13 protein-coding genes are annotated in these 17,680 nt (G+C 74.9%); 7 read left to right on the top strand and 6 right to left on the bottom strand.

The window, feature by feature from the left end; translation table 11 throughout:
• Nucleotides 1–160 precede the first annotated feature (160 nt).
• From ABZ249_RS04730 to ABZ249_RS04710, 5 genes are all read left to right on the top strand, one after another.
• Complete coding sequence (locus ABZ249_RS04730; protein ID WP_355257289.1) at nucleotides 161–2,023, top strand: methylmalonyl-CoA mutase family protein; 1,863 nt, start codon at nucleotides 161–163, stop codon at nucleotides 2,021–2,023.
• Complete coding sequence (gene scpA / locus ABZ249_RS04725) at nucleotides 2,020–4,230, top strand: methylmalonyl-CoA mutase (protein WP_355257286.1); 2,211 nt, start codon at nucleotides 2,020–2,022, stop codon at nucleotides 4,228–4,230. The genes ABZ249_RS04730 and scpA overlap by 4 nt, the downstream gene beginning before the upstream one ends.
• Before the next feature lie 100 nt (nucleotides 4,231–4,330).
• Complete coding sequence (gene meaB, locus ABZ249_RS04720; RefSeq protein WP_220564484.1) at nucleotides 4,331–5,464, top strand: methylmalonyl Co-A mutase-associated GTPase MeaB; 1,134 nt, start codon at nucleotides 4,331–4,333, stop codon at nucleotides 5,462–5,464.
• Nucleotides 5,465–5,737: 273 nt separating this feature from the next.
• Complete coding sequence (locus tag ABZ249_RS04715; RefSeq protein WP_073380538.1) at nucleotides 5,738–6,106, top strand: STAS domain-containing protein; 369 nt, start codon at nucleotides 5,738–5,740, stop codon at nucleotides 6,104–6,106.
• 200 nt (nucleotides 6,107–6,306) lie between these two features.
• Nucleotides 6,307–8,793 carry a PEP/pyruvate-binding domain-containing protein gene (locus tag ABZ249_RS04710; protein ID WP_355257281.1) on the top strand — a complete coding sequence of 829 codons (2,487 nt, stop codon included), beginning with the start codon at nucleotides 6,307–6,309 and terminating at the stop codon, nucleotides 8,791–8,793.
• Between the two features lie 73 nt (nucleotides 8,794–8,866).
• On the opposite strand, the gene ABZ249_RS04705 is transcribed toward ABZ249_RS04710, so the two are convergent.
• The 4 genes from ABZ249_RS04705 to ABZ249_RS04690 are packed head-to-tail and all read right to left on the bottom strand — an operon-like array spanning nucleotide 8,867 to nucleotide 10,854.
• Nucleotides 8,867–9,508 (bottom strand): hypothetical protein, encoded by a 642-nt coding sequence (locus ABZ249_RS04705; protein WP_355257278.1) that lies wholly within the window; start codon nucleotides 9,506–9,508, stop codon nucleotides 8,867–8,869.
• A 9-nt stretch (nucleotides 9,509–9,517) separates the two neighbouring features.
• On the bottom strand, nucleotides 9,518–9,871 hold the full coding sequence (locus tag ABZ249_RS04700; protein ID WP_355257275.1) for a hypothetical protein: 354 nt from the start codon (nucleotides 9,869–9,871) through the stop codon (nucleotides 9,518–9,520).
• Nucleotides 9,868–10,287 carry a hypothetical protein gene (locus ABZ249_RS04695; RefSeq protein WP_220564489.1) on the bottom strand — a complete coding sequence of 140 codons (420 nt, stop codon included), beginning with the start codon at nucleotides 10,285–10,287 and terminating at the stop codon, nucleotides 9,868–9,870. The genes ABZ249_RS04700 and ABZ249_RS04695 overlap by 4 nt, the downstream gene beginning before the upstream one ends.
• A gap of 30 nt (nucleotides 10,288–10,317) precedes the next feature.
• Nucleotides 10,318–10,854: a hypothetical protein gene (locus ABZ249_RS04690; RefSeq protein ID WP_355257272.1), complete on the bottom strand. Its 537-nt coding sequence runs from the start codon at nucleotides 10,852–10,854 to the stop codon at nucleotides 10,318–10,320.
• A gap of 201 nt (nucleotides 10,855–11,055) precedes the next feature.
• Between ABZ249_RS04690 and ABZ249_RS04685 the strand changes: the two genes are divergently transcribed.
• Together ABZ249_RS04685 and ABZ249_RS04680 are read left to right on the top strand one after the other, a co-directional pair.
• Entirely contained in the window at nucleotides 11,056–12,042 is a 987-nt protein-coding gene (locus ABZ249_RS04685) for a LacI family DNA-binding transcriptional regulator (protein ID WP_355257930.1), read from the top strand.
• A 134-nt stretch (nucleotides 12,043–12,176) separates the two neighbouring features.
• Entirely contained in the window at nucleotides 12,177–14,168 is a 1,992-nt protein-coding gene (locus ABZ249_RS04680) for a TIM-barrel domain-containing protein (protein ID WP_355257269.1), read from the top strand.
• 256 nt (nucleotides 14,169–14,424) lie between these two features.
• On the opposite strand, the gene xylA is transcribed toward ABZ249_RS04680, so the two are convergent.
• Together xylA and ABZ249_RS04670 are read right to left on the bottom strand one after the other, a co-directional pair.
• A complete protein-coding gene (xylA, locus tag ABZ249_RS04675; protein WP_355257267.1) occupies nucleotides 14,425–15,582 on the bottom strand; it encodes a xylose isomerase in 1,158 nt (385 codons plus the stop codon).
• Between the two features lie 46 nt (nucleotides 15,583–15,628).
• Nucleotides 15,629–17,662 (bottom strand): beta-galactosidase, encoded by a 2,034-nt coding sequence (locus tag ABZ249_RS04670; protein ID WP_355257264.1) that lies wholly within the window; start codon nucleotides 17,660–17,662, stop codon nucleotides 15,629–15,631.
• Between the last annotated feature and the right edge of the window lie 18 nt (nucleotides 17,663–17,680).

The following is a 17,680-nucleotide window of genomic DNA, read 5'->3' as shown; positions in this document are numbered from 1 at the left end:
CTTTCCAGCGGTATAACGCCGGGCCCGCCCCGCCGGTTCACACGGGGGCACCGCCCTCCGGTCATCGAATGCCCGGGCAACGGTCACGTCTGCGTCCGCACGTGCCCTGGGCCACACCCCGGCGCCCCGTCACCGAATCCCGTTCTCTACCATCCGGAGTATGGACGTCCAAGAGAGCGGCGCCGCCGGATCCGGCGCCCCCGACCTCGCCGAGGGTTTCCCGGTCGCCACCCCTGACCGGTGGCGGGAGCTGGTCGCCGGAGTACTGCGCAAGAGCGGCGTGCCCGAGGAACGCCTCGCCGAACGCCCCGAGGCCGTGCTGGCCACCCGCACCTACGACGGCTTCGACATCGCGCCCCTGGCCACCTCCGAGCCGCCCGCCGCCGACCCCGGCCACCCCGGGCTGGCCCCCTTCACCCGCGGCTACCGGCCGGCGGCCATCGGCGGCTGGGACGTGCGCGCCCGCTACCTGGAGTCCGACCCCGAGGTGCTGCGCCGCCGCGCCCACACCGACCTGATGAACGGCGTCTCCTCCCTGTGGATCGCCGTCGGCGACGGCCACCTGCCCGCCGACCGCCTGGACGCCGCCCTGACCGACGTCTACCTCGACCTCGCCCCCGTGGTCCTGGAGCCCGGCGCCGCCTACCGGGAGGCCGCCGACGCCCTGCTGCGCGTCCACGCCGACGCCGGGGTCCCCGACGCCCGGATCATCTCCCACCTGGGCATCGACCCCCTCACCGCGGCCGCCCGCGCCGGGGCCCGCCCCGACGTCATGGACGCCGCCCGGTTCGCGGCCGACCGCGCCCGGGACCGCCCGGGCCTGGGCCTGGTGACCGCCGACGCCACCCTCGTGCACAACGCGGGCGGCTCCGACGGCCAGAGCCTGGGCTGGGCCGTCGCCTCCGGGACCGCGCTGCTGCGCGCCCTGGCCGCCGCCGGGATGGACGTCGCCGACGCCGCCGGGCGCATCGAGTTCCGGATCGCGGTCAACGCCGACCAGTTCGCGGGCATCGCCGGGCTCCGCGCCCTCCGCGCCATGTGGAACCGGGTGCTGGAGGTCGGCGGCGTCCCCGCCCACCGCCGCACCATGCGCGTCCACGCGGTCACCTCCGAGGCGATGCTGACCCGCCGCGACCCGCACGTGAACATGCTGCGCACCACCGTGGCCTGCTTCGCCGCCGGGGTCGGCGGGGCCGACGCCGTCACCGTCCTGCCCTACGACGCCGCTGTGGGCCTGTCCGACGACTTCGCCCGCCGGGTCGCCCGCAACACCCAGGCCCTCCTCATCGAGGAGTCGAACCTGGCCCGGGTGGCCGACCCCGCCGGCGGCTCCTTCCACGTGGAGGCGCTCACCCGCGACCTCTACCTGGCCGGATGGGCGTTCCTCCAGGAGATCGAGGCCTGCGGCGGTGCCGCCGAGGTCGTCGAGGACGGCTGGCTGCGCGAACGCGTCGACGGTATCTGGGAGCGCCGCCGCGCCGACCTGGCGCACCGCCGCGCCCCGCTGACCGGGGTGAGCGAGTTCCCGAACCTCGCCGAGGAGCCGCTGGAGCGCGAACCCCTCCCCGAACACGAATCCTGGTTCCCGCTGCGCCGCTACGCGGGCGACTTCGAGGAGCTGCGCGACCGCGCGGACGCCGCCCCCGACCGGCCCACCGCCTTCCTGGCCACCCTGGGCCCGGTCGCCGCGCACACCGCCCGGGCCTCCTTCGCCGCCAACCTGCTGGCCGCGGGCGGGATCGCCGCCCACCAGCCCGGCCCGCTGGAGTCCGCCGACGACGCCGCGCGCGCCTTCGCGGAGTCCGGCCTGCGGGTGGCCGTGCTGTGCTCCTCCGAGAAGCTCTACGCCGAGCACGCCCCCTCCGTGGTCGCGGCACTGCGGGACGCGGGCGCCGAACGCGTCCTGCTGGCGGGCGCCCCGCGCGAACTCGGGGTGGACGCCTTCCTGCACCAGGGGTGCGACGCCGTCGCCCTCCTCACCGAACTCGTCGACCTGACGGCCCCGAAGGGGGAGGAAGCATGATCCCCGACCTGTCCACCGTGGCCCCCGGCGAGCCGGAGCCCTCCGGCGACGGCGCCGCCTGGGCCGCCGCCGTCGAGGCCGCCACAGGCAAGGCCCCCGACGCCCTGGAGTGGGAGACCCCCGAGGGCATCGCCGTCAAGCCGCTCTACACCCCGGCGGACCGCGCGGGCCTGGACTTCGTCGACGGCCTCCCCGGCATCCCGCCGTACCTGCGCGGCCCCTACCCGACCATGTACGTCAACCAGCCGTGGACCATCCGCCAGTACGCGGGCTTCTCCACGGCGGAGGAGTCCAACGCCTTCTACCGCCGCAACCTGGCGGCCGGGCAGAAGGGCCTGTCGGTCGCCTTCGACCTGGCCACCCACCGCGGCTACGACTCCGACCACCCGCGCGTGGCGGGCGACGTGGGCATGGCGGGCGTGGCCATCGACTCCATCTACGACATGCGCCGGCTGTTCGACGGCATCCCGCTGGACCGGATGAGCGTGTCCATGACCATGAACGGCGCGGTCCTGCCGGTCCTGGCGCTGTACATCGTCGCCGCCGAGGAGCAGGGCGTCCCGCCGGAGAAGCTGTCCGGGACCATCCAGAACGACATCCTCAAGGAGTTCATGGTCCGGAACACCTACATCTACCCGCCGCAGCCGTCGATGCGGATCATCTCCGACATCTTCGCCTACACCTCGCAGCGGATGCCGCGGTTCAACTCCATCTCCATCTCCGGCTACCACATGCAGGAGGCGGGGGCCACCGCCGACCTGGAGCTGGCGTACACGCTGGCCGACGGCGTGGAGTACATCCGCGCCGGGCAGCGCTCCGGCCTGGACGTGGACGTGTTCGCGCCGCGGCTGTCGTTCTTCTGGGCGATCGGCATGAACTTCTTCATGGAGGTCGCCAAGCTGCGCGCCGCCCGCCTGCTGTGGGCGCGGCTGGTCAGGGACCTGGGCGCGGTCCGGGACAAGTCGCTGAGCCTGCGCACCCACTCCCAGACCTCGGGCTGGTCGCTGACCGCCCAGGACGTGTTCAACAACGTGGCCCGCACCTGCGTGGAGGCGATGGCCGCCACCCAGGGCCACACCCAGTCTCTGCACACCAACGCCCTGGACGAGGCGCTGGCGCTGCCCACCGACTTCTCGGCGCGCATCGCCCGCAACACCCAGCTCCTCCTCCAGCAGGAGTCCGGCACCACCCGGTCGGTCGACCCGTGGGGCGGCAGCTACTACGTGGAGCGGCTCACGCAGGAGCTGGCGGCCAAGGCCTGGGGCCACATCACGGAAGTCGAGAAGGCGGGCGGCATGGCCGCGGCCATCGACGCGGGGCTGCCCAAGATGCGCATCGAGGAGGCGGCCGCCCGCACCCAGGCGCGCATCGACTCCGGGCGCCAGCCCGTCATCGGCGTCAACAAGTACCGGCCCGACAGCGAGCAGGCCATCGACGTCCTCAAGGTCGAGAACTCCAGGGTACGCGCCAGCCAGCTCGACAAGCTGCGCCGCCTGCGCGCCGAACGCGACGAGGACGCGGTGCGCGCCGCCCTGGACGCCCTCACCGCGGCGGCCGGGCGCGAGTCCAGGGCCGACGCCGACCTCACCGGCAACCTGCTGGCGGCGGCCGTGGACGCGGCCCGCGCCAAGGCCACCGTCGGCGAGATCTCCGACGCGATGGAGAAGGTGTTCGGCCGCCACTCCGGTCAGATCCGTACCATCCAGGGTGTGTACCGGAACGAGGCGGCGGGCAGCGCGGACGCGGCGGATCTCATGGAGCGGGTGACCCGCCGGGTGGAGGAGTTCACCGAGGACGAGGGGCGCCGCCCCCGCATCCTGGTGGCGAAGATGGGCCAGGACGGCCACGACCGCGGCCAGAAGGTCATCGCGACGGCGTTCGCCGACCTGGGCTTCGACGTGGACGTGGGCCCGCTGTTCCAGACCCCGGAGGAGGTCGCCGTCCAGGCGGTCGAGGCCGACGTGCACGTGGTGGGGGTGTCGTCGCTGGCGGCGGGGCACCTCACGCTGGTGCCCGCGCTGCGGGAGGAGCTGGCCAAACTGGACCGCGAGGACATCATGATCGTGGTCGGCGGGGTCGTCCCCCCGCAGGACTTCGACGCCCTGCTCGAGGCCGGGGCCGCGGCGATCTTCCCGCCGGGCACGGTCATCGCCGAGGCGGCCGTCGACCTGCTCGACCGGCTGGAGGCCCGGCTGGAGCAGGAGTGAGCGGCGCTCCCGGAGCAGGGCGCGCCGGCGGGGCCGCCCGGGCCGGCCGGAGTCGCGGGCGGCGTCCGGGGTACGACGGTCGGACGGGGACGCGGAACCGATGACAGACGAGGAGGCGGGCGTGCGGCGGACACGACCGCGCAGGCCGGTGGACGTGGCCGCGCTGGCCGAGGGGGTGCTGGCCGGGCACCGGCCCACCCTGGCGCGGGCGATCACCCTGGTGGAGTCGCGCCGCCCCGACCACGCCCGCGACGCCCAGGACCTGCTGGTGCGCCTGCTCCCGCACACCGGCGGCGCCCACCGGGTGGGCATCACCGGTGTGCCGGGGGTGGGCAAGTCCACGTTCATCGACGCGCTGGGCACCCGGCTGACGGGGGAGGGCCACCGGGTCGCGGTGCTGGCCGTGGACCCCTCCTCCACCCGCTCGGGCGGCAGCATCCTGGGCGACAAGACCCGGATGGCGCGCCTGGCGGTGGACCCGAACGCGTTCATCCGCCCCTCGCCGACCGCCGGGACCCTGGGCGGGGTGGCGCGGGCGACCCGGGAGACCATGCTGCTCATGGAGGCGGCCGGGTTCGACGTGGTGCTGGTGGAGACCGTGGGGGTGGGCCAGTCCGAGGTGGCGGTCGCCGCGATGGTCGACTGCTTCCTGTTCCTCACCCTGGCCCGCACCGGCGACCAGCTCCAGGGCATCAAGAAGGGCGTGCTGGAGCTGGTGGACGTGGTCGCGGTCAACAAGGCCGACGGCCCGCACGCCGAGGACGCCCGCAAGGCGGCCCGGGAGCTGTCGCGGGCGCTGCGGCTGCTGCAGCCGGTCCACCCGCGGTGGCGGCCGCCGGTGCTCACGTGCAGCGGGCTCACCGGCGAGGGCCTGGGCGAGGTGTGGGACACCGTCCGCGAGCACCGCAAGGTGCTGGAGGACGACGGGGCGCTGGCCGAGCGGCGCAGCGGACAGCGGGTCAGCTGGATGTGGGACCGGGTCCGCGACCGCCTGATGGACGCGTTCCTGCGGCACCCGGAGGTGGCGGCGCGCATCCCGGAGCTGGAGCGGGAGGTGCGGTCGGGGGAGACCACGGCCACGCTCGCGGCCGACGGGCTCCTCTCGCTGTTCACCGAGAGTGATGCCGGAGGGGCGGCGGAACCGCCGGCGGAGCCCGGGGCGGGGGCCGCCGGGCGGTCCGCGGAGCCGGGCTCCGGGAGCTCCGGGAGTAATGGGTCTCATATCGTGAAATGACCTAGAGTCAACGGGCGATTTCGGGCAGGCCGCGGAGGGTTCGTGCCCCCGAGGCGAAAATTTCTTCCGAGATGCCATTCCCGAACGCCCGCGCGGCTTATACCGTGTGTGTCCAACGACTTACCGGACACGCGGACGCGCACGTTGCTTCCCTCCCCGGTCGGCCGGCCCCGTGGGAGTGGGGGCGGACCCGGTGGGCGCGGCCCGCGCGCCTGCGTATGGTTAAGCGAAGGGACCCCTCGCCTTCTCAACGTGGGGTCGGGAGGAGTGAACGTGCACAGGCTCGGACTGAGCACAAGGGTGGAAAGCCGCAGCGTCATCGTCGCGGTCGAGGGCGAGCTCGACATCGCGACCACCAACGACCTCCAGGAGCACGTCCGGTCCGCGATCGACGACCACGGCCCGTGGCTGATCCTGGACATGTCGGGGCTCGACTTCATGGACTCGAGCGGCCTCAACGTCATCATCAACGCCTACCGCACCGTCCGCGAGCGGGACGGGGCGCTGGCGCTGGCGGCCCTCAACGAACGCGTCACCAAGGTCGTCCGCCTGGTCGGCCTGCACCGCCAGGTCCCCGTCCACCAGACGGTGGCCACCGCCGTCGCCGCCATGGAGGCGCTGGAGAAGCGCCAGGCCGGCTGACCCCGCACCGACAGCCGCACACCGACAGCCGCACACCGACGGACCCGCACGGCCGGACGCCCCACGACGTCCGGCCGTGACGTCTGCCCGGGCGCCCGTGCGGCAGGTCGCCGGTACGCGCCGCCCCGGCGGCGGTTGGCCGACCTCCCCGCGGGCACAAGGACCGGCAGGACACCACCGCGGAAGAGGGAGGTGGCGGAATGCCGGTTGTTCTGCCCCTGGAACGGATCGGCGCCGGTGACGGCGACCTGGCGGGCGGCAAGGCCGTGGGGCTGGCCGGGGCGATCGCCGCCGGCGTGCGGGTCCCCGGGGGCTTCTGTGTCACCACCGAGGCCCACCGCGACGGCACCGTCCCCGCCGACGAGGTCGCCGCCGCCTACGAGGCCCTGGGCGGGGGACCGGTGGCGGTGCGCTCCAGCGCCACCGCCGAGGACCTGCCCGACGCCTCCTTCGCCGGGCAGCAGGACACCTACCTCGACGTCGAGGGGGCCGACGACCTGGTCACCGCCGTCCGCCACTGCTGGGACTCCCTGTGGACGGACCGGGCGGTCGCCTACCGCCGCGACCGGGACATCGACGACGCGTCCGTCCACATGGCGGTGGTCGTCCAGCGCATGGTCAGGCCCCGGGCCGCCGGGGTGCTCTTCACCGCGAACCCGGTCACCGGCATCCGCGGCGAGACCGTCGTGGACGCCGTGCCCGGCCTGGGCACCGGGGTCGTGGACGGCAGTGCCGAGCCCGACCACTACACGGTCCGCCCCGACGGCGGCGTCACCGCCCCGGCCGACGGCTGCCTGTCGGTGGCCGAGGTGGAGGAGCTGCACGCGCTGGGACTGCGGCTCCAGGAGCACTTCGGGGCGCCGCAGGACGTGGAGTGGGCGATCGACGCCGACGGCGTCCTGTGGACCCTCCAGTCCAGGGCGGTCACCACGCTGTTCCCCCGGCCGCCGGAGCACCCGGACGGCCCGCGCGTGTACTTCGAGGGCGGCCACATGCAGGGCCTGCTGCGCCCCTGCACGCCCATGGGCATGTCCGGGCTCAAGGTCGCCGCCGCCGACTGGTTCCGGACGGTGGGGGTGCGGATCGACCCGTACGCGCGGACCGGCTTCCTCACCGAGATCGGCGGGCGCTTCTACCTCGACCTGACGCCCTTCGTCCGCAACCGGTGGATCCGCGGGACCCTGCCGGAGGCCGTGGAGCTGTACGGGCCGCGGGCCAGGGAGGCGGTCCGGTCCCTGCTGGACGACCCCCGGTTCGCCCCGCGCCGGATGCGGCTGCCCGGAGCGGGCGCGCTGCTCGGCGCGGTCCGCACCGCGGCCGGGGTGCTCCCGATGGCCGGCGGGCTCGCGGCCGGTACGGTCGCGGCGCTGCGGGACCCGGCCGCGGCCCGGGAGCGGATCCTGCGGGCGGGCGAGGAGGCGCGCCGGGCCGTGTCCCGCGGCCCCGGGCCCGGGGCCACCGCGCACGAGCGCCTGGAGTACGCCGAGCACGTCCAGGCACCCGTGCTGGCCGAGTTCATGACACCGATGCTGGGGCCGCTGTACGTCGGCATCCTCGCCGGGCGGATCCCCGAGGGGCTGCTGCGGGGCATCGCGACCCCGGCGGAGGTGGCCGCGGTCCTGCGGGGCATGCCCCACAACGTCACCACCACCATGGACCTGGAGCTGTGGGGCGTCGCGCGGGCCGCGGCCGCGCACCGGGAGGTCTTCGCCGAGACCCCGCCGGAGCGGCTGGCGGAGCTGTACGCGTCCGGGGACCTGCCCGACATCGGCCTGGGCGCCTTCCTGGAGCGGTACGGCCACCGGGCGGCGGCCGAGGTCGACCTCGGGGTCCCCCGCTGGTCGGAGGACCCGGCGCCGCTGTTCGCCGCGATCGCCGGGTACCTGCGGGTGGACGACCGGGACCAGGCCCCGGACCGGAGGTTCGAGCGCGCGGCCGCGGAGGCCGAGCGCACGCGGGCCGGACTCGTGGCCCGTGCGCGCGCGAGCCGCCCGGTGCGCGCCCGGGTCGCCGACCTCCTCTTCGACCGGGCCCGCGCGCTCGGCGGGATGCGCGAGTACCCCAAGTTCGTGTGGCTGTACGCCATCGCGGCGAGCCGCCGGGAACTGCTCGCCGTGGGGGAGGAGCTCGTCGGACAGGGGCGCCTGGAGCGCCCCGACGACATCATGTTCGTCGACTTCCGGGAGGCGCGGGACCTGCTCGACGGCGAGGACCTGCGCGGTGTGATCGCCGAGCGCAGGGGGTTCCACCGCCGCGAGCAGCGGCGCCGCCGGGTGCCGCCGGTCCTGCTGTCGGACGGCACCGACGTGGAGGTGACGCTGCCGCCCGATGCGGGGGCGGACGGGCCGGGGGTCCTGACCGGGGTGGCGGCCTCGCCGGGCGAGGCCACCGGGCGCGCCCGGGTGGTCCACGACCCGGCGGGCGCGTCGATCGAGCCGGGGGACATCCTCGTCGCCCCGACCACCGACCCCGGGTGGACGCCGCTGTTCATGACGGCGGGCGGTGTGGTCGTGGAGACCGGCTCGACGGTCGCGCACGGGCCGACCGTCGCCCGGGAGTACGGCATCCCCTGCGTGATCTGCGTCCCCGGGGTGACGGAGAAGGTGCCCGACGGCGCGGTGATCACCATCGACGGCTCCGCGGGGGTCGTCCGCCTGGAGGGGGACCGGGAGGCCGCCGACACCTGACCCCGCGGGGGTGCGTACGCGTGCGGCGCGGCCGGGGACCGGCCGCGCCGCGGTGCGCTCACGGGGGAGGGGCTCAGTCGCCGCCTCCTCCTCCGCCCCCGCCGTCACCGCCACCTCCGCCGGAGTCGCCGCCCCAGCCGCCGCCACCGGAGTCGCCCCCGAACAGGCCGCCCCAGAAGCCGCCGCCGGAGGAGCCCGAAGAGCCGTGGGAGCCGTGGGAGGGCGCGGCGCCGGGGTCGCCGGGCTGACCGTGCGCGGACGGGGCCCCGGGGCCGTCCGAGCGGTGCCCGTGGTCGCCCGCGTAGTGGGCCGGAGCGGCGGTGTCGGCGCCCGTCGGGACGTACCCGTCACCGCCGTGGCCGCCGCGGGCGGGGACCGGGCGCGCCGGGGTCCGGGCGCGCCACAGCGCCAGGACCAGGCAGAGCAGGGCGCCGGTCGTCAGCAGGCCGATCAGCACCCCCTGGACCAGGCCGATCAGGGGCAGGACCGCCAGCGGGTCGGAGACGGCGTGCGGGAACACCGCCCACACCACCTGGAAGAGGGCGGTGAACAGACCGGTGCAGAGGAACAGCACGGCCGAGGTGCGGACCAGGCCGGGCGCGGCCGCGTTCCGGGCGCGGATCAGGGCGACGGCCGCGATCGCGAACAGGGGCAGGGAGAAGATCAGCGTGTTGGTCAGGATGCCGACGATGAGGCCGGGGTCGCTCGATGGCACGGTCGCCTCCTAACGGCGGGGGTACGGGTGGGGGGCGGGGTGCGCGGGGGCCTTCGTCACGGCGAGGACGAGGGTGAGGGCCCCGCCGGCGAACACCAGCGGGGGCACCGCGCCCAGCAGGCCCAGCACGGGGGCGTGGGCGAGCGGGAACGTCGGGGGGAAGAGGGTGAGGACCTGGTAGCCCCCCGTCAGGAGCCCGCCCACCGCCACCAGGACGCCGCCGACCATGGCGGCCGACCGGCGGTCGGGGGCCAGGCGGGGCGCCGCGGCCATCGCCGCGACGCCCAGGGCGATCTCGACGAGCACGAACAGCAGCGAGGGCAGCAGGGACACCAGGGGCGTCAGGTCGGGTGCCGAGATCATCGGGGTCCTTCCGTGGAGGGGGCGGCGTTCGGCTGCCACCGGCCCGGGGCGGCGGGGGGAGCGGGGGGCGCGGGCGGACCCTGCGGCCCGTCCTTGAACTTCCGGGCGCTCAGCACCGCGACCAGCAGCAGGGCCAGGCCGCCCGCGCCGAGCGCGCCGCTGCCGAGGAAGACGGTCTCCATGACGCCGGGGCGGACGGGCAGGAAGCCGGGGTCGAAGAAGGGGTCGGGCGAGAGGAAGAACCTCAGGTAGATCTGCCAGCCGGTCGTGACCAGCCCGGACAGGATCAGCAGCACCCCGCCCGCGGCGGCGGCCCCCTTGCCGGAGGGGGCGCCGAAGGAGCGGATCAGGGCGATGGCGCCGACCACGACGGGCGGCAGACAGGCGAAGAGGAAGGTGGCGATGAGGCCGATCATGTCCGTGTCGTCTCCGGGTCTCGTGCGCGGTCAGCGGGGGGTGTGCGGGGGGCGCGGTCCGTCCTGGCCGGGGCCGCCCGGTCGGGGCCCGGGACCCTGCGGCCCGCCCTGCGGAGGGCCGGTCCGCGGTCCCGCGTGGGGTGCGGGCGCGCCCTGCGGTCCGGCCTGGTGCGGCCCTCCCTGGTGCGGTCCGGCCTGGTGCGCGCCCTGCGGGACCCCGTAGGGCGCGTGCGGCGCCGGGACGGCGCGGGGGCGCGGACGGCGCTTGGTCGCGGCGACGGCCACCAGCAGCAGGCCGGTCGCCCAGAGGAAGTCGGAGAGCCCCCCGAGCACGTCGAGGACGATGGAGGCGGTCCGCCCGCCGTTGAGGGCGCTCACGGCCTCGTGGATCGAGCCGCCCCCGAGGATGAGCACCAGGGTGAGGCCCGAGCCCACCAGCAGCAGGCCGCCGCCGACGGCGGTGAGCGCCCGCCGCCCGTAGGGGGCGGTGAACCCGATGACCAGGGCCGCGAGGCTCAGGAGCAGCGAGACCACGGGGAAGACGAGGAAGAGTGGATTGAAGCCCACGGTTCTCCTTCGGGAAGCGGGGTCCGGGGGACGGTCGCGAGGACGGGGCGGTTTCCCCGTGACCTGGTAGACGCCGGATCCGCCACCCCGGTTTCGCATGTCGGGGGGTCTCTACTCTGGTGCCCGGAACGGGCATTGCGCCAGGGTGGTGTCGTGCGTAACATCTCATCGAATCGCTTCGACAACGGACGGGACGGCACCGTGCGGATCTCCGATGTGGCCCGGCACGCAGGTGTGTCGCCCAGCACGGTCTCCTATGTCCTCAGCGGGAAGCGCTCGATCTCCGAGACCACCCGCCGCCGGGTGCTCGACAGCATCGACGCCCTGGGCTACCGCCCGCACGCGGGCGCCCGGTCCCTGGCCAGCCGCCGCAGCAACGTCCTGGCGCTGGTCGTCCCCCTGCGCGAGGACGTGCACGTCCCCGTCGCGATGCGGTTCGCGGTCTCGGTGGTCACCGCCGCCCGCGCCCACGACCACGACGTCCTCCTGCTCACCCAGGGGGAGGGCCCGGCGGGCCTGCACCGGGTGGCGGGCAGCGCCATGGTGGACGGGATCGTCGTCATGGACGTGGAGACCGACGACGCCCGCGTCCCCGTGCTGCGCTCCCTGGACCTGCCCTCGGTCCTCATCGGCGTCCCCGCCGACACCGAGGGCCTGACCTGTGTCGACCTGGACTTCGCGGCGGCGGGCGCCGCCTGCGTGCACCACCTGGCCGACCTGGGTCACCGCGACATCGCCTTCGTCGGCCAGCCCGCCTCGGTGTACGAGCGCCGCACCGGGTTCGCCGAGCGCACCCTCACCGGGTTCGAGGCCGCCGCCCTCGAACGCGGCGTCCGGGCCACCTCCCACCCCTGCGACCCGGCGGGCGCCCGGGAGCTGGTGGCCGGACTGGTCCGGGACCGGCCCGGGCTCACCGGCCTCATCGTCCACAACGAGGCCTCGCTCGCCCCGCTGCTGGACGCCTTCGCCGACCACGGCCGGGTGCCGCCGGAGATCTCCGTGGTCGCCCTGGGGTCGCTGCCGCCGGGGGCGCCGGACCTGACCCGGGTGGAGCTGCCCGCCGAGGAGCTGGGCGCCCGCGCGGTGTCCCTGCTCATGGACCTGATCGACGACCCCGGGCGGACCGAGGTCACCCTGCTGGAGCCGCGGGTCGTCCCGGGCCGGAGCACGGCCCCGCCGACGGGCTGACCCCGCCGGGCGCGGGCCGTCCGGCGTTCCGCCGCACGTATCGTCGAAGCGCTTCGACTGACACGTGCACAAGCACACACCGATCGTGACCGCGCCGACCGTGCGGTCCCACCCCCCGACCGGAAGGACGAGACATGTTCAACGAGATCGAGGACGGCGTCGAGTGGCGGGGCGGCCACCAGGTCGTCCGGGTCCGGGCCTGGGGCGCCGACGGCCTGCGCGTCCAGGCCGGGCTGTCCGTCCTGCGGGAGGACCTGCCCGGCGCGCTGGACGCGCCCCCGCCCACCGGGGACGCGCCCCGGCCGACCCTGGACGGCGACCGGGCACTGCTGGTCAACGGCGCGATCGCCGCCGAGATCGACGCCTCCGGCATGCTCCGCTTCCTGCGGGTGGAGGACGGGGTGCCCGGCGAGGAGCTGCTCGCCGAGGAGCGCGCCCACTTCTGGTGGCCGGGCCCGCGCGTGTACTCCTCCACCGGCAACGGCTACTACCGGATCGAGCAGCGGTTCCGCGCCTACGACGGGGAGCGCCTGTACGGCCTGGGCCAGCACACCCACGGCCTGTTCGACCACAAGGGCGCGGTGGTGGACCTGGTGCAGCGCAACGCGGAGGTGACCGTCCCCTTCGTGGTCTCCTCCCGCGGCTACGGGCTGCTGTGGAACAGCCCGGCGGTGGGCCGGGTGGAGTTCGCCGCCAACGGCACCCGGTGGGCGGCCGACAGCGCACGCCAGATCGATTACTGGATCACGGCCGGGCCCGAGCCGGCGGCGGTCCTGGAACGCTACGCCGACGCCACCGGGCACACCCCGATGCTCCCGGAGTTCGCCTCCGGGTTCTGGCAGTGCAAGCTGCGCTACCGCACCCAGGAGGAGCTGCTGGAGGTCGCCCGGGGGTACCGCGACCGGGGGCTCCCGCTGTCGGTCATCGTCGCGGACTTCTTCCACTGGACCCACCTGGGCGACTGGAGGTTCGACCCGGCCGAGTGGCCCGACCCCGCGGCGATGGTCGAGGAGCTGCGGGAGATGGGGGTGGAGCTGATGGTGTCGGTGTGGCCGTCGGTGAGCCCGCTCAGCGAGAACTACAAGCCCATGCTGGCGGCCGGCCACCTGGTGGCCACCGAGCAGGGGCCGCCGGTGCACGCGGACTGGGCCGACAAGGGCGTGGACGCCCACGTGCAGGTGTCGTTCTACGACCCCACCAAGCCGGAGGCCCGCGCCTACCTGTGGGAGCGGATCCGCGAGAACTACCACTCCCTCGGCATCCGGGTGTGGTGGCTGGACGCCTGCGAACCCGAGCTCAAGCCCGGCCACCCCGGCAACCTGCGCTACCACGCGGGCCCGGGCGCCGAGGTCGGCAACATCTACCCGCGCGAGCACGCCCGCGCCTTCCACGAGGGGATGCTCGCCGCGGGCGAGGAGGAGGTGATCACCCTGTGCCGCTCGGCCTGGGCGGGCTCCCAGCGGTACGGGGCGGCCCTGTGGTCGGGGGACATCGCCCCGACCTTCGCGTCCCTGCGGGCCCAGGTCCGCGCCGGGCTGAACGTGGCGATGTCGGGGATCCCCTGGTGGACCACGGACGTCGGCGGGTTCCACGGCGGCGACCAGGACGACCCGGAGTACCGGGAGCTGCTGGTGCGCTGGTTCCAGTACGGGGTGTTCTGCCCGCTGCTGCGGCTGCACGGGTACCGCGAGCCCTTCTCGCACGCCCTGTACCCGGAGATGACGGGCGGCCCCAACGAGGTGTGGTCCTACGGGGAGGAGGTGTACGGGCGGCTGCGGGAGCTGCTGTTCCTGCGCGAGCGGCTGCGCCCCTACGTCATGGAGCAGATGCGCGTCGCCCACGAGCGCGGGCTGCCGCCGATGCGCCCGCTCTTCGTCGACCACCCCGGCGACCCGCGCGCCTGGGAGGTCGGCGACGCCTTCCTGTTCGGCCCGGACCTGCTGGTCGCCCCGGTCACCGAGTACGGGGCCCGCTCGCGGCGGGTGTACCTGCCGCAGGGCACCGACTGGACGGACCCCTGGACGGGGGAGACGCACCCGGGCGGCGCGGAGGTCGTCCTGGACGCCCCGCTGGACCGGGCCCCGGTCCTGGTCCGGAAGGGGGCCGAGGTGCCGATCGCCGGGTGACCGCCGTCACGTCCGCACAGGAATTTCCGACGGGGGCCGCTCGTTGCACCCCGTGTGGGACGGTGCGGTAGAAAGTGTCCCCCGGGCTCAACCGAAGCCTTCACGGAATACCGCGCCCTCGGGCGGCCTTGGAGCCGTGTTGTGCACTCCGCCGTGAGGCGACCGCCGCACCGTCCCGCACAGACGGGGGACGGCCCCGCCGGGCACACGCCCGGCGGGGCCGTCGTCGTTCCCGGGCCGGTCCGCCGGCCCCGGCTCAGCGCACGCCCAGCAGGTGCTCCAGGGCGAGCTGGTCCAGCCGCTCGAAGTGGTAGCCGCGCCCGCCGGCCGCGTCCGCGTCGAACTCCTCGGCCAGCAGCTCCGCCAGGCTCTCGCCCTCGCCCAGCGTGGGCACCGCCAGCTCCGGCACCCGCGACTCCTCCAGGGCCCGGCGGACCTCGGGGTCGGCGCGGAACGCGGCGGCCTTCTCCTTGAGGATCAGGTAGTTGCGCATGCACGCCTCGGCGGACACCCACACGCCGCTCATGTCCTCGGTGCGCGGCGGCTTGAAGTCGAAGTGCCGCGGCCCGGTGTACCCGGCGCCCTCCAGCAGGTCGACCAGGAAGAACGCCTCCTTGACGTCGCCCGCGCCGAACCGCAGGTCCTGGTCGTACTTGACCCCGCGCTGGCCGTTGAGGTCGATGTGGAACAGCTTGCCCGCCCACAGCGCCTGGGCGACCCCGTGCGCGAAGTTCAGCCCGGCCATCTGCTCGTGCCCGACCTCCGGGTTGACCCCCACCATCTCGGGGTGCTCCAGCGAGTTGATGAACGCCAGGGCGTGGCCCACGGTGGGCAGCAGCACGTCGCCGCGCGGCTCGTTGGGCTTGGGCTCGATGGCGAACCGCAGGTCGTAGCCCTGCTCGCGCACGTACCCGCAGAGGATGTCGAACGCCTCGCGCAGCCGGTCCAGCGCGGCGGCGTCGTCCTTGCCCGCCTCGGTCTCGGCGCCGTCCTGGCCGCCCCAGCACACGTACGTGGTGGCGCCCAGGGACACCGCCAGGTCGATGTTGCGCACGACCTTGCGGATGGCGTGGCGGCGCACGTCGCGGCTGTTGGAGGTGAACCCGCCGTCGCGGAACACCGGGTGGGTGAACAGGTTGGTGGTGACCATGGGCACGGCCAGGCCGGTCTCGTCCAGCGCTCCCCGGAACCGCTTGAGGACCGCCTCGCGCTCGGCGGGGCCGCTGCCGGGCGGGATCAGGTCGTCGTCGTGGAACGTGATGCCGTAGGCGCCCAGCTCCGCGAGCCGGTGCACGGCCTCGACGGGGTCGAGCTCGGGCCGCACGGCGTCGCCGAAGGTGTTGACGCCGCGCCAGCCCACGGTCCACAGCCCGAAGGTGAACCGGTCCTCGGGCGTCGGTCGGTACGCGGTCATGGGAAGCCTCCTGGGGTCGGGGACCTCAGTTTGTCTAGGATCACAACTAATTGTCAACGGGGTGCCCGCGCAGCACCGCCACACCCCCTCCGGGCAGGTGCATGCCCTCGGCGGACGCCTTGGACACCAGGTCCACCGCGCCGGCGCCCAGCCCCAGCCGGGCCGGGTCGATCCGCACCGACCGGTGCCCGTGGTTGGTGAGGAACACCCACGCCCCCTCAGGCCCCACCCGGCGCACCACGTCCAGCCCCTCCTCGGGGAAGGAGCCCTGCCCGGCGGCCTCGGTGATCACCCGGCCCAGCCCCCGGTCGTTGAGGTGCGCGGACACGTACCAGGCCTCGCCCGCCCCGTACCGGCGCCGCGTCACCGCGGGCAGCCCGTCCAGCGCCCCGCCCGCGTAGGGCGCGACCGTCTCGGCGCCCTCCAGGTGCACGTGCTCGCTCCACAGGGTCACCTCCTCGCGGACCATCCCCACGTCCACCCCGGCCTTCTCGCCCTCGGCCATCGGGTGGAACTCCTCCACCCGCACGCCCAGCAGGTCGCGCAGCATGCCGGGGTGGCCGCCGGTGCGCACCGTCCCGGTGGGGTCGGCGATGCCGCTCAGGTACGTGACCACCAGCGTTCCGCCGTACTCGGTGTAGCGGGCCAGCCGCTCGGCGGCCTGCTCGGACAGCAGGTACAGGGACGGCACCACCAGCAGCGGCACCCGGGGCAGGTCCCGGTCCGGGCGCACGAAGTCCACCGTGCGCCCCGACCGCCACAGCACCCGGTGCACCTGGCGCACCGCCTCCAGGTAGTCGACCCGGTCCGACGGCAGGGTGGTGGCCCCCATCGCCCACCAGCTCTCCGGGTCCCAGGCGACCGCCGCGTCGGCGACCACGTCCGCCCCGGCGGTCTCGGAGATGCGCCCCAGCACGTCGCCCAGCTCGCACACCTCCCGGAAGATCCGCGAGTCCGGGCCGGCGTGCGGCACCATGCCCGAGTACCACTGCTCGGCGCCGCCCCGGGAGGCCCGCCACTGGAAGAACATCGCCCCCCGCGACCCCCGCGCGACGTGCGCCAGGCTGTGCCGGGCGATCTCCCCGGGCGCCTTGGGGCGGATGAGCCCCTTCTCGTAGACCACCCCGGCCGCCTGCTCCATCAGCAGCCACGGCCGGCCGCCCCCGGGGACCCGGTCGGCCCAGGAGCGGGCCAGGTCCCCGGCGAACGCGGTCTGCTCGTCCCCGCCCTCCCCGGCCCGGTCCGGGTAGTCGTCCACCGACACCAGGTCCACGTGCTCGGCCCACCGCCACGGGTCCACCGGCACCCAGTCGCCGAACGCCAGGTTGGTGGTGACCGGCACGTCCGGGGAGGCGGCCCGCAGCACGTCGCGCTGGTCCAGGAAGTGGTCGAGCATCTCGTCGGACAGGAACCGCCGGAAGTCCAGGACGTGCGCCGGATTGGCCAGGTACTGCGTGGAGCGGGGCGGCAGCACCTCGTCCCAGGAGCCGTACCGCTGGCCCCAGAACTCGGTGGTCCACGCCCGGTTCAGCGCGTCCAGGGTGTCGTGGCGGCGGCGCAGCCAGTCCCGGAACGCGCGGGCGCCGTGCTCGGAGTAGGTCCACGTCCCGTACTCGTTGTGCACGTGCCACATGGCCAGCGCCGGGTGGTGGGCGTAGCGCTCTGCCAGCGCCCGCACGATCCGCACCGAGGCCCGCCGGTAGTCGGGGGAGCAGACGTCGTAGGTGTCGCGGCTGCCGTGCGTGAGCCGGACCCCGTCGGCGTTCACGGGCAGGGCGTCGGGGTGGGCCAGCGAGAACCACGGCGGCGGCGACGCGGTGGGGGTGGCCAGCGCCACCTGGACGCCCGCCCCGTGCAGCCGGTCCAGGACCCGGTCCAGCCACGCGAAGTCGTACTCGCCCTCGCGCGGCTCCAGCCGCGACCAGGCGAACACCCCGACGGTGACCAGGTTGACGCCCGCGCGCCGCATGAGGTCGACGTCCTCGGCGGCCGTCTCCTCCGGCCACTGCTCGGGGTTGTGGTCTCCGCCGAACCACAGCCTCCGGTGGGACAGGGCGTGCGGCGGGGTCTGGGCGGCCATGTGGGGGACTCCTTAGGT

The sequence above is a fragment of the Nocardiopsis sp. NPDC006139 genome (genome assembly GCF_040614155.1).
Taxonomy (GTDB): Bacteria; Actinomycetota; Actinomycetes; order Streptosporangiales; family Streptosporangiaceae; genus Nocardiopsis; species Nocardiopsis changdeensis.
Note: the sequence above shows the minus strand (reverse complement) of the source record. Positions and strands in the feature narration are given on the sequence as shown.